At 33.7% G+C, this 11,517-nt stretch carries 14 protein-coding genes; 10 read left to right on the top strand and 4 right to left on the bottom strand.

Annotated elements, in window-relative coordinates:
- Positions 1 to 70 precede the first annotated feature (70 nt).
- The 3 genes from ACRYLU_RS10435 to dinB all read left to right on the top strand — a co-directional run bounded on the left by ACRYLU_RS10435 (position 71) and on the right by dinB (position 3,307).
- Positions 71 to 1,564: a basic amino acid/polyamine antiporter gene (locus ACRYLU_RS10435; RefSeq protein ID WP_445080971.1), complete on the top strand. Its 1,494-nt coding sequence runs from the start codon at positions 71 to 73 to the stop codon at positions 1,562 to 1,564.
- 78 nt (positions 1,565 to 1,642) lie between these two features.
- Positions 1,643 to 2,134: a prolyl-tRNA synthetase associated domain-containing protein gene (locus tag ACRYLU_RS10430; protein ID WP_017865101.1), complete on the top strand. Its 492-nt coding sequence runs from the start codon at positions 1,643 to 1,645 to the stop codon at positions 2,132 to 2,134.
- A 78-nt stretch (positions 2,135 to 2,212) separates the two neighbouring features.
- Entirely contained in the window at positions 2,213 to 3,307 is a 1,095-nt protein-coding gene (dinB, locus tag ACRYLU_RS10425; protein WP_021723102.1) for a DNA polymerase IV, read from the top strand.
- Here dinB and ACRYLU_RS10420 read toward each other — a convergent pair.
- Entirely contained in the window at positions 3,258 to 3,923 is a 666-nt protein-coding gene (locus tag ACRYLU_RS10420; protein WP_445080970.1) for a prepilin peptidase, read from the bottom strand. The genes dinB and ACRYLU_RS10420 overlap by 50 nt on opposite strands.
- Before the next feature lie 166 nt (positions 3,924 to 4,089).
- Between ACRYLU_RS10420 and ACRYLU_RS10415 the strand changes: the two genes are divergently transcribed.
- A complete protein-coding gene (locus tag ACRYLU_RS10415; protein WP_004254538.1) occupies positions 4,090 to 4,536 on the top strand; it encodes a Dps family protein in 447 nt (148 codons plus the stop codon).
- 82 nt (positions 4,537 to 4,618) lie between these two features.
- Here the strand turns inward: ACRYLU_RS10415 and ACRYLU_RS10410 are convergent, their stop codons facing one another.
- The 3 genes from ACRYLU_RS10410 to ACRYLU_RS10400 are packed head-to-tail and all read right to left on the bottom strand — an operon-like array spanning position 4,619 to position 6,234.
- A complete protein-coding gene (locus ACRYLU_RS10410; protein WP_021723104.1) occupies positions 4,619 to 5,005 on the bottom strand; it encodes a rhodanese-like domain-containing protein in 387 nt (128 codons plus the stop codon).
- A gap of 2 nt (positions 5,006 to 5,007) precedes the next feature.
- Positions 5,008 to 5,979, bottom strand: coding sequence for an ROK family glucokinase (locus ACRYLU_RS10405; protein WP_021723105.1), 972 nt, complete (start codon positions 5,977 to 5,979; stop codon positions 5,008 to 5,010).
- Positions 5,980 to 6,012: 33 nt separating this feature from the next.
- Positions 6,013 to 6,234: a YqgQ family protein gene (locus ACRYLU_RS10400; protein ID WP_021723106.1), complete on the bottom strand. Its 222-nt coding sequence runs from the start codon at positions 6,232 to 6,234 to the stop codon at positions 6,013 to 6,015.
- A gap of 192 nt (positions 6,235 to 6,426) precedes the next feature.
- On the opposite strand from ACRYLU_RS10400, the gene ACRYLU_RS10395 reads away from it, so the two are divergent.
- The 6 genes from ACRYLU_RS10395 to ACRYLU_RS10370 all read left to right on the top strand — a co-directional run bounded on the left by ACRYLU_RS10395 (position 6,427) and on the right by ACRYLU_RS10370 (position 11,506).
- Positions 6,427 to 7,155, top strand: coding sequence for a LytTR family transcriptional regulator DNA-binding domain-containing protein (locus tag ACRYLU_RS10395; protein ID WP_445080969.1), 729 nt, complete (start codon positions 6,427 to 6,429; stop codon positions 7,153 to 7,155).
- 299 nt (positions 7,156 to 7,454) lie between these two features.
- Positions 7,455 to 7,793, top strand: a complete 339-nt coding sequence (locus ACRYLU_RS10390) for a lactococcin 972 family bacteriocin (RefSeq protein ID WP_445080968.1) — start codon at positions 7,455 to 7,457, stop codon at positions 7,791 to 7,793.
- Positions 7,790 to 9,769: a bacteriocin-associated integral membrane family protein gene (locus ACRYLU_RS10385; RefSeq protein WP_445080967.1), complete on the top strand. Its 1,980-nt coding sequence runs from the start codon at positions 7,790 to 7,792 to the stop codon at positions 9,767 to 9,769. The genes ACRYLU_RS10390 and ACRYLU_RS10385 overlap by 4 nt, the downstream gene beginning before the upstream one ends.
- Positions 9,770 to 10,396, top strand: coding sequence for an ABC transporter ATP-binding protein (locus tag ACRYLU_RS10380; RefSeq protein WP_349651937.1), 627 nt, complete (start codon positions 9,770 to 9,772; stop codon positions 10,394 to 10,396).
- A 337-nt stretch (positions 10,397 to 10,733) separates the two neighbouring features.
- Positions 10,734 to 11,189: a hypothetical protein gene (locus tag ACRYLU_RS10375; protein ID WP_445080966.1), complete on the top strand. Its 456-nt coding sequence runs from the start codon at positions 10,734 to 10,736 to the stop codon at positions 11,187 to 11,189.
- A complete protein-coding gene (locus ACRYLU_RS10370) occupies positions 11,114 to 11,506 on the top strand; it encodes a hypothetical protein (RefSeq protein WP_445080965.1) in 393 nt (130 codons plus the stop codon). Before ACRYLU_RS10375 ends, ACRYLU_RS10370 begins: the two co-directional genes overlap by 76 nt.
- The last annotated feature ends 11 nt before the right edge of the window (positions 11,507 to 11,517 follow it).

Raw genomic sequence — 11,517 nt, 5'->3', positions numbered from 1 at the left:
TATATTTATAAATGATATTATACAAATTTAATTATAGGAAATTTATGATTAAATAGTAGAAAGTGAGTAAATGGAAAACAAGAAAACAAAAGGGATTAGCCTTTTTGCGCTATTAGCAATTATTATTTCTGGAGCAATTGGAGGTGGAGTCTTCAATCTTGCTAATGACCTCGCCAATGGTTCAACACCCGGTGGAGTCATGATTTCATGGCTCTTTATTGGTTTTGGGATTTTCATGCTTGTCTTGAGTTTTAATCGACTGATTACAATTAGAGCCAACCTGTCAGGAGTCTCTGATTATGCTCGAGAAGGGTTTGGAGACTTTATCGGTTTTCTATCAGGATGGGGTTACTGGATTTCAGCTTGGACCGGAACAATTGGTTTTGCAGTTTTAATGATGACATCTGCTGACTATTTCTTCCCTGGCAAATTTGCTAATTCCAATGGTTCGTTGACTGTTTTATCAGTAATTATTGTTTCAATAATCTCATGGATATTAATGTTTCTAGTTGACCGAGGAGTAGAAACCGCCGCCCTTGTAAATGCGGTTGTTATGATTGCAAAGCTCATTCCTTTAGTTGTATTTTCAATCACAGGGATTATCCTATTTAAAGCTGATGTTTTCACTCAACATTTTTGGCAAACTTTCACAAGCAATCTAGCTGCGGATAGGTCAGTCAAAAGCCTAGTTTGGCATGCGATGACTGCTGGTGGACTCCTTGATCAAATTAAAGGCTCGCTGATGGTTATGGTCTGGGTATTTGTCGGAATTGAAGGCGCAGCGATGATGGGAAATCGGGCAAAGAAAAAATCAGATACAGCTAAAGCGACAATTATTGGTCTAGCAGTTTTGCTTGTCATTTATGTTCTTTTATCATTACTTCCTTATGGTTATATGGACCAGGCAAGTCTGGCAAATGTTAAAGCACCAGGCTTAGTTTATATTCTTAACGAGATGATCGGTGGCTGGGGCGGAAGTCTGATGGCAATTGGACTAATGATTTCCTTATTAGGTGCTTGGCTTTCGTGGACAATGTTACCAGTTGAGGCGACACAACAATTAGCAGAGCAAAAACTATTGCCAAGTTGGTTTGGTAAGCTGAATAAATATCATGCGCCAAGTAATTCTTTGCTTATTACTCAGCTGATGATTCAAATCTTTATTATCATTACATATTTTGTAGCCAATGCTTATAATGTCTTTATTTATATGGCAACAGCTGTAATTATGATTTGTTATGCTTTGGTTGGAGCTTATCTTCTTAAAATTGGGATTAAAGAAGGTTCAATTAAAAATATTTTAATAGGATTTTTCACCTTTGCTTTCCAAGCTCTGGCCCTTTATCTTTCAGGTTGGCAATATGTTTGGTTGGCGATGATTCTTTATACGATTGGTTTCATTTTATTTATTAAAGCGAAAAAAGAAAGTCGAAAAGCAATATTAGTCAAGGAATGGGCAGGAATGTTCATTGTGGCCTTACTAGGAGTTTTAGCAATTCTGGTCTTGATTTGTGGCGCAAAATCAGGAACAGCTTTAGATCTTCGGGGATTACTAGGCTACTAAACAAAATATAAAAAGAAGTTGTCTTATATAAGTTAATTTTATCGGTATTTTTCTAAAAGTGAATAAAGGAGAGAATTGATGAGAACTTTTTCAGAAGTTAAGGAATTATTAGCTGAGCTTGAAATTCCTTATAATATAGTAGAACATCCAGCAAGTCATTCAACTGAGGAGTCGGATAACTACATTAAAGATTATGAAGGTTGTCGTTCCAAAACTTTAATTTTAGCCAATAAAAAGTCTACCCAGTTCTATATGATAATTATGGATGATGCTAAACAGGTTGATATGAATCGCTTAGGAGAAATTATTGGAGTGAAAAGACTTCACTTTGTCTCGGAAGAACGACTAGAAGATATGCTTGGATTAAACTCCGGAATTGTTTCTCTTTTTGGACTTGTTGGTAAACATTATGATAATATGCATATTTATTTTGACCAACAAATGCTAGATGACTATCAAATTCAAACTTTTCATCCTAATGATAATACCAAAACTATTTTCTTTGCGATGGATGCTTGTTTTACAATTTTGAAGTCGCAGGGTTATGATTATCAAATTATTGATTTATAAATTAAAACTCTTACTTGTTAAGAGTTTTTTTGTAATCAATCTATTGAGTCTGAAAACTAATTCTTGTATAATAGCAATATGTTAACTTTCCCACTCATCAATGACACTTCTCGAAAAATCATTCATATTGATATGGATGCCTTTTTTGCTTCTGTTGAGGTGCGTGATAATCCGAGTTTAAAAGGTAAGCCGGTTGTTATTGCCAGAAATCCATTACAGACAGGTGGACGTGGCGTGGTTTCAACTTGTTCTTATGAAGCGCGTGCTTTTGGAATACATTCGGCAATGAGTGCTAAAGAAGCTTATGATCTTTGCCCACAAGCTATTTTTATTTCAGGAAACTATGAAAAATACACAAAAGTAAGTAAACAAGTTCGTGAAATCTTTAAACGTTACACAGATGATATTGAAGCAGCTTCAATTGATGAGGCTTATTTAGATGTAACAGAAAATAAAATCGGTGCTCAATCAGCAATTAAAATTGCTAAGTTGATTCAACATGATATCTTTGTTGAGTTAGGCTTAACCTGTTCCGCAGGAGTTTCTTACAATAAATTTTTAGCAAAAATTGCATCTGATTATGAAAAACCCCATGGCTTAACCTTAATTATGCCAGAAGAAGCATTAGACTTTTTAGCAAAATTACCGGTGGAAAAATTTCATGGTGTTGGAAAAGCGACAGTTCCTAAATTGCACGCACTAGGTTTCTTTAATGGGGGAGATTTACAAAAAGCAGACCCAGTTGATTTAGCTGAAAGATTCGGAGTTTATGGTTGGGAGCTTTATCAAAAGGCCAATGGAATACATAACTCGAAAGTCAAAAATTACCGTGAGCGAAAGTCAGTTGGAAAAGAACGAACTTATGGTAAACTATTATATCTTCCGGATGATATTAAAGCAGAGTTGAGTAAAATTTCTGGCAAAGTTTCCGACTCATTAAAGAGTCATCAATTAAAAGGAAGTATTGTCATTTTAAAATTGAGATATTCTGATTTTACAACATTGACAAAAAGAAAATCTTTAGCGGAAAAGTTAGAGGGTTCAGAAGAAATTGCAGAAGTAGCACAAGAGATATTTGAAGAACTTGAATATGATGAAAGTTTAGGAGTAAGGCTCTTAGGGGTTACGGTGACAGAATTTGGTGCCCAAAAAGCAACATTAGATATGCAATAGTTAGAAACGGGATGAAGGCAATTTCAGCTCGCTTTTTTGTGATTAGATAATAAATGATGCCAAGTGAACAAGCGATTTGAAGGAGCAGCATTTCGTTTAAGAAAGTTAGAGAAAATGAAGCGGTAAAAAACCATAAAAAATCACCGCTGCCAACTCTTAAATTGAATTTTTCAGCTAAGAGGGCTAAAATAAGCCAAAAATAAAAAATGGGAGAAAGAGGAAATATTAAAATAAAACTGAGTGCAAAAATAAACCAGGTAACAAAAGGAAAACTGTGCTGACGATAATCAAAAGCAGATAAAATTAGCGAAAGAATAATCATTAAAAATTGACTAGGGTTAAGATAATTTACCCAAGCCAAAACAAAAATTAAAGCTGTTGAGAACTCCAAAAAAATATATAGATATGGAATTTTACTTTTACAATAACGGCATTGTGAGCCCGAGCTTAATTGAGAAAAAATAGGAATTAAATCACGATAGGCTAAAAGTCGCTGACAAGAATCACAATGTGAACGTCCAAAAATAAACGATTTTCTTAGTGGAATACGGTCAACTATTAAGCCAAAAAATGAGCCAAAAATACTTCCAATTACAAATATAAATAAAATGTCCATACTAATCTATACGAAATAAATGAACAATTGTAACTTTAAATATAGCGAAAAAAGAAAATAAGTAAATCATTTGAGAAAAAAATCTCATTGGTTTATAATATATTTATAGAAAAGTTAATATTAAGTTTCTTTATGACATTTAATATTTAAAAAATGGAGGTTAGTTATGTCAAATGAACACACACAAGAAGTTTTAAATCAAACAGTTGCTGATTTATCAAAAGCATCAGCACTTGTTCATCAAATCCACTGGTATTTGCGTGGTCCGGGTTTTCTTTACCTACACCCAAAAATGGATGAATTGAAAGATCAATTGGATGAACATTTGGACGAATTTGCAGAACGTCTAATCACTATTGGTGGTTCTCCAGTTTCAACTTTAGCAGAATTTGATAAAAATTCTAAAATTGAAATGACTCCCGCCGTTTGGGGAAAATCTAATTCAGAACGTGTGAAAGAATTGATTGTTGCTTACAAATATTTGACTCAACTCTTCAAAGATGGCATTAAAATTGCTGGTGATGATGGTGATGATGTGACAGTTGACTTATATACGACTGCTCTTGGAGATATTGAAAAAACACTTTGGATGATTGAAGCTGAAGTAGGTTAATTACTTTATAAATAAAAAACTCTCTGTCAGTTAATGATAGGGAGTTTTTTTATTTGAAATTTACTAATAAGACGATTAGTAATTAGATACCAGATTTAGTTTTACCATTCCAAGAATTCAAACCACCTTTAAGGATATAAACTTCAGGAATGCCAGCTTTTTTAAGCTTTTTAGCAACTTTTGCTCCACCAACAGGACGACCGTTTTCATAAATAAGCACAGGTTTATGTTTGCTTAAAGCATTTAAACTTTGGTCAATTTGTCCAGCAGGAAGATTACGTGCCCCAAGAATATGTTTAATACGAAAATCTTTTGCTTCACGAATATCAATTAGTTGAGAAGTGGGCATTAAACGAGCAAATTCAGCTTCTTCAACAAGTTTAGCATTACGACGAAGATTCCAACGAGGATAGACAAACATTCCGATAATTACTAAAACAAGAATGATATCAATGATAATAATAACCAAAATTATTCTCCTTTAAATTTAAGAGCAAGACTTGCGGCACCGATAATTCCAGCGTCATTTCCAAGGACAGCAAGTTTGATTTTACTTGAGTTACGAACAGTTGAAAAGGCATATTTAGTGAAGTATTTTTCAACTTTTTCACGTAAGAATTCTCCAGCAGCAGAAACACCACCACCGATAACGATTGAAGCAGGGTTCAAAGTGGAACCAAGGTTTGCACAAGCAAAACCAAGATAATAGGCAAATTTATCAACAACAGATAAACTAAAGTGATCTCCTTCTTGAGCTGCAAAGAAGATGTCTTTAGAAGTCACTTCATCACCATTGTCAATAGCTGCTTTAATAGTAGAATCACCTTCGTATTCTTCAGCGAATTTACGAGCTAAACGAACGATACCTGTTGCAGAAGTTACTGTTTCCAAGCAACCGCGGTTTCCACAAGTACATTCAAAACCATCAGGGTCAACGCAAATGTGTCCAATTTCGCCACCAGCTCCGGCAACACCATGAATAAGCTCACCTGAAGCGATAATTCCGCCACCAACACCAGTTCCAAGAGTAATGAAAACAACATCAGGATTGTTTTCACCTGCCCCTACCCAACGTTCACCAAGAGCAGCAACGTTAGCGTCGTTATCCAAAATGAATGGAAGACCAACACCTTCAGAGATTGGTTTACCTACTTCTTGAGTATCTGCCCAGTTCAAGTTAAAAGCAGCTTTTACGGTACTTTCAGAAATATTTACTGAACCCGGTGTTCCCATTCCAATTCCAAGAAATTCAGATTTGTCTAAGTTATAAAGGTTTAAACGGTGATTGATTGATTCAATAATATCAGGAACGATATGTTTTCCATCTTCTAAAATATTTGTTGGAATAGACCATTTATCTTGAACCTCACCATCGAGTGTCAAAATTCCAAATTTAATTGAAGTTCCACCAAGGTCGATACCGATAATTTTACTTGCAGTCATATTTTTTTCTCCAATCTGACAATAAAAAAAGAATCATTTTTTATTGGTCGTAGATTTTTTCTTTTCAATTCTCTCTTCACGTGCCAAAATCAAGCGAGCAGTCAAATAGTCATGGTCGCTTTTTTGAAATATTCCTGAGTCAAGCATTTTTCCTAATTCAATTTGCATAAAAGCAATCGCATCCAAACGATCTGGAAAAAGATTGATATATCCATATTTTTTCAGCATTTCTTGCACGTCATAGAGAGTTTTCATTACTACATTTTACCGTATTTGATAAAGGCTTTCAAGTCCAAGCTATATGTAAAAGAGAGAGAATAGTGCAGAATTTGCTTAGAAAATGGTATAATACAATATAATTTGAAAACGTAACTAAAAAGATATTTAATGGTAATGATGTTTTTGGAATAAGATTATAGTTAAAATTTACTTGTTGAAGGTAAAAAAATGAATAGAATTTTGATTGATGCGAACTTTTATGCAGGAAATCGTTTGGAGCGATTTGTTCTTGAAAATGAAGAAGAACTCGGGATAAAAGACAAGGTTGACGCAACAATGGTATTCTATAATCATCAAGATATCTATAAATATCTTCAAATTTATCTTGAAGAAGTTAAGACTTGTTTTATAAAAATTGCACAAAAAGAAGAGTTAGGAATACTGAAAAAAATGCAGAAGTTAGAAAGTAAGGCATTTTTTCTTATCTATACTGATAATCGTGACTTAAAAGATGAATTATTGAACTTTACTACCTCTCCGTTATGGACTCAAATGACTGTGGCCAGTGACTCTGATACTGAAGTTAGAGAAATGATTAAGAAAGTGTTGCTCTACTGTTTTACAAATGAGCTAACTATTGTCGAAATCAGTGGTTATCCAATTTCGATAGATTCTCTTTTATATATCGAAGCGGACAAAACACATCGAAATTATCTTAGAGCCATCACAAAAGATAATGAATGTTTAGTTCGTGGTACGATTTCTGATGTAAAAAAGAAAATTCCCAATTTACTTGCACTTGGACGCGGTTTACTCGTTGATACAAATAAAATTCGTCGAATAGAAGAAGATGGATTGACGCTATGCTTTGTACAAAGTTTGAAAAAAATCAAGGCACCAAAGGTTTGCAAAAAAGAGTTAAAGGAACTCAAAAAACATTCAAAACGAATAAAATAATCACTCTTTTTTAGGGTGATTTTTGTTTTTGCCTGATAAAAACTCAATTTCATCACAGAAAATGCGATTTCGTCACAAAAATGATGAAATTATGTAAAAAAAGATTGTAAGTAAAAATGAAAAGGTTTACAATCGAAATATAGAAATTTAACATCAACTTAAAAATGTTAAACAAACGAATTCGACCAGAGGCTTGTACACCCTCAAAGTGAGGAAAGGAGGTACTAAAAATTTTGTTGTAGTAGAATTTTTAAAAAGTTCTACAAAAGATTAGAAATTTTTAGAAAGGAAGTAGAAAAATGCAAACTAAAAAATTACTTGTTTCAACACTTATCCTTGCGACTCTCGGCGGAACATTCCTTCAAGTCAGTCCTGTATTCGCTGTTAATCGTTCAACTTATTCTCAAGGCTCAACAAATGACAAAAAGTATGGTATGGGAGCTTACGCGGCCTACTGGAACAATTATGGAAACCATTGGGCAGAAGTAGCTTTTCGGACTAGATATGGAGGGACAATGGCAGGAGAAGCTCATGCCAATCAGCAAGCCTATGCCTGGTTGAATACTCGTTGGGGTGAAAGTGTGGTTTTCTTCCATGGCGATGGTACAGTTAAAAGCAGACATTGGGGACCGCAATGAAAAAAATAAAATATATTTTTTTGACTGTGGCTACAATTCTAGTCACAGTCTTTTATACTATTAATATAAAAGAAAAAGGTCAGCAAATTATTGCAGAAAGATTGCCAAATGCTGTTCTTATTGCAAATAATGAGAAGCAAAATCCAGAAATTATCCCTCGTTCTCGTGAGGTTATCAAAGATGTGGATGATTATGCAAGAAAACATGATGTCTTTATTGTTATGGATGTTGTCACACCTAATGGTTCAGGAGATTTCAAGCCAACTTATATGACTTTTGGAACGGGGAAACTCGCAAGTAATATGATTTTACTACCAAAAGAGAAAAGAGAGGGGTACGACCCACTTGGTATGTTTGGGACTTACAACGTTTTTTCTGGAAGGAAAGAATCTGAAGAGTTTAGTCAATATTTAAATCAAAAATTTCATGTAACAGCAGTTTATATTCCAAACATGTCTCTCCTTGCGGAATATTACAATATCTATGGTAATCCACAAGCTGTAACGTTATTGATAAGCGTTTTTATGGCTTTTGTCGGCTTAGCTATTTTTGTAAGAATCTCAGAGTTACGAAAATCAGGAATAGAACTTTTGTCTGGGAAGACATTGTTGAATACTGTGTTTTCAGAGAGTATTCGTGATATGAAGTTTATCGCAATTTTGACGATTATTGCTATGATAGGGACTTCTAGTTACTTGCTCATAACTGGTCTAAGCAACCTGTCGCTCCACATTTTTGCTTTATTTTCTATCTTCTTTTCTTCTTTGATATTTGTGCTACTGTCATGCTTAGTAAGTGCAATAATCATGATTGTCCTCTCTCGGAGTCAGCTTAATTCACTTATCAAAGGAAAATTGCCGACAACAGTTTTGATGATTCTTGTGGTTTTGATGCAATTTGCTGTGAGTATTGTCCTTGTCACAAGCTTATCAGGAATTCACTATAATCAAATTGAATTAAAAAAACAGGAAGCTGATTTAGATAAATGGAAAGAAGAAAAAGATTATTATACTTTCCCTTATGCTTCTATTAATCTGCAAGTAAGTAATCAAGAAGCAAAAGCTTGGTGGAACTTTTATAATATTGAGGTAACAAAAGATGAGGCGATATTTGTTAGACATGATTTATTTGCTGGACCACAAGAAAGTAGCCAAAACCAACTTATCGTCACACCAAGTTATCTGAAAGCACAACATATTAAGGTTAAGGAAGACTTTTCTAATCTTAAACTTGGAGAATATGGACTCCTGATACCAAAAAATCAAATGAAAAATCGTCAAAAATTGATTGCTCAGTACAACAAACTATTGACGGAAACAACACAAAATGGCAAAAAAGAGACCAAGATGAAGGCGAAATACGTTGAAGAAGTACCAAATGGCGAAAAACGTTTTATTTACAATGTGGCTTATGAGAAAATGACAACGCAACAAGAAATATCTGACCCGGTTATTATTGTGATAACGCCGCAATCATCAGGAGAAGAAACGGGCATATCATGGGCAGGGGATAATGATTACTTTTTTGTGAAAGGTAAAGAACAAACGCTTAATAGGCTGAAAGAGTTGGGACTATACGATAAGGTTCATTATTTAGTTAATGCCTATGGACAGTATGAAGCACAGACAATTCTTGTAAAAGAAAGTTTAAATATGGCAATCCTATCAGCCATTATAACGATTATTGTCATTAGCTTTTTCTATATTTTACTTCATGTCCTTTACTTTACTCATTTCAGAAGAACAATCGTAATAAAATTTATTTCTGGAATGCCCAACTTGAGAATTCATCGTCCATTCATTTTTGTAGAGTTAGGATTACTTTTGATTTTATTACCAACATTGACAATAATCAGCAATGAGTTTTTATATTCTCTTTTTGTTGTAAGTGCTTTGTGGTTTATTTCGCTCATTATCCTACTTGTTCAAATGAAGAATTTTGAAAATGGACAAATAAATAGTTTGAAAGGAGAATAGATGTTTGAATTAACTAATATTACTAAAGAATTTTTACATAGAAAGGTTTTTGATAACTTTAAATTAACCTTTGAAGCTGGGAAAGTTTATGCCATTATCGGTCAATCAGGTTCTGGTAAAACAACCTTACTGAATATGATTGCTAAACTTGAATCCTACGAGGGAAGTATTCGTTATGAGGGAAAAGAATTATCAAAAATCAAGAAACATTCCTATTTTCTAAATGATTTGTCTTATCTTTTTCAAAATTTTGGATTGATTGAAAATGAAACGATTGATAAAAATTTGGATTTGGGATTGATTAATCAAAAGTTATCCAAGAAAACTAAACAAGAAAAAAAGCTTGAAACTTTGGCACAAGTTAATGTAGCCTATTTAAAACTCAATCAAAAAATTTATGAATTGTCAGGTGGTGAGGCACAGCGTGTGGCACTTGCTAAAGCGATTTTGAAGGATTCACCGGTTATTTTGGCAGATGAGCCAACAGCAGCACTAGATTCTGAGAATAGTGAAGAAGTGATGAAACTGCTTTTGAGTATGAAAAATGAAAATCGGATTATTATTATCGCTACGCATAATCCTGTTATTTGGGAAATGGCGGATGAGGTTGTTGAATTGTCTAGATGAGGTAATATATTGGGGTGATTTTTACTTTTTACAATGAAAATATCAATTTCATCACAAAAAAATTGATTTCGTAACAAAAATGATGAAATTGTGCAAAAAAATATTGCAAACGAAAATAAAAAGGCTTACAATTAAAGTATGAATAATGATAGAAATAAATCTTGAAAGAGAGGGAGGATCAATGGAAAATTAATAAAGTTCAATATCAACTCAAAGGTATATCGTGCAAAAAGAAAGTGGGTAATTTTTTAATGAAAAATATAACATCAAGTAAGTTATAATTTAAAGACTAGCTCTTAGATTAGTAACTTACAGACTAAGAAAAGAGGATTTAGTTATGAATGCGAAAAAAATTATTATTGGCACACTTGTTGTCAGTGTATTATTTGCAACTGGATTTGCTGTAAAAGCAGATGGTGCATTAGCACCTAATGTTGATGTGTCTAAAAATGGAAAAGTTAATTTGAATATACCTAAAAAGGCAGATAAAATAATAACAAATACGAAAAAGCAAGTTAAATATGTTGTAAATAATGGTGTTACATTAGATAATACTAGTGGTGGGCCTAATTTGGCTGCACCTGTGACGGTGGATAGTCAGGTAATTTCGAACGATAAAGGTACGATTATGGGTGTAACGACCTATACAGCAGATTTAAGCCAAGCAGAAGCAGTTAAAAAAGTGGGTAATTTGAATGCAATGTCCTTTGGAGAATTTTGGGTACAAAAGTTTTTGCTGCCAGCCAAAATCAGACAAATTCAGATAAGACTTATTCTGTTACGTTTAAACTGAATATAAATTGGATAGTATCTAATGGCTATGCTTCGCTAACAAAAGTAACAGGTGGCTATGGTTCTTGCATTGACCATGTTTATGTTGATAATTCTAGTGTTACTAATGCAACGAATGGTCAGATTAAAGGTTCAAGTGGTTATACTCAACAAGTTGATGACAAATCAGAAGGGAATAGTTTATCGTGGTCAATTACGCGAAACTATAAACCTGTAAAAGTTCCAGCAAGTGGGGCAAATGTAGGAGCTACGTATTTTGCCACACTTAAACGGGGAAATAGTACATGGAAATTCCAAACAACAAATAGAGCTTATTAGTGAGAGGAATT

The organism is Lactococcus sp. KTH0-1S (genome assembly GCF_052544945.1).
Note: the sequence above shows the minus strand (reverse complement) of the source record. Positions and strands in the feature narration are given on the sequence as shown.

Excerpts from the sequence above, each read along its gene's own strand:
- ACRYLU_RS10415 (WP_004254538.1), top strand. The coding sequence starts at position 4,090 with ATGTCAAATGAACACACACAAGAAGTTTTAAATCAAACAGTTGCTGAT.
- ACRYLU_RS10435 (WP_445080971.1), top strand. The coding sequence starts at position 71 with ATGGAAAACAAGAAAACAAAAGGGATTAGCCTTTTTGCGCTATTAGCA.
- ACRYLU_RS10420 (WP_445080970.1), bottom strand. The coding sequence starts at position 3,923 with ATGGACATTTTATTTATATTTGTAATTGGAAGTATTTTTGGCTCATTT.
- ACRYLU_RS10400 (WP_021723106.1), bottom strand. The coding sequence starts at position 6,234 with ATGAAAACTCTCTATGACGTGCAAGAAATGCTGAAAAAATATGGATAT.
- ACRYLU_RS10405 (WP_021723105.1), bottom strand. The coding sequence starts at position 5,979 with ATGACTGCAAGTAAAATTATCGGTATCGACCTTGGTGGAACTTCAATT.
- ACRYLU_RS10380 (WP_349651937.1), top strand. The coding sequence starts at position 9,770 with ATGTTTGAATTAACTAATATTACTAAAGAATTTTTACATAGAAAGGTT.
- ACRYLU_RS10395 (WP_445080969.1), top strand. The coding sequence starts at position 6,427 with ATGAATAGAATTTTGATTGATGCGAACTTTTATGCAGGAAATCGTTTG.
- dinB (WP_021723102.1), top strand. The coding sequence starts at position 2,213 with ATGTTAACTTTCCCACTCATCAATGACACTTCTCGAAAAATCATTCAT.
- ACRYLU_RS10430 (WP_017865101.1), top strand. The coding sequence starts at position 1,643 with ATGAGAACTTTTTCAGAAGTTAAGGAATTATTAGCTGAGCTTGAAATT.
- ACRYLU_RS10385 (WP_445080967.1), top strand. The coding sequence starts at position 7,790 with ATGAAAAAAATAAAATATATTTTTTTGACTGTGGCTACAATTCTAGTC.
- ACRYLU_RS10390 (WP_445080968.1), top strand. The coding sequence starts at position 7,455 with ATGCAAACTAAAAAATTACTTGTTTCAACACTTATCCTTGCGACTCTC.
- ACRYLU_RS10375 (WP_445080966.1), top strand. The coding sequence starts at position 10,734 with ATGAATGCGAAAAAAATTATTATTGGCACACTTGTTGTCAGTGTATTA.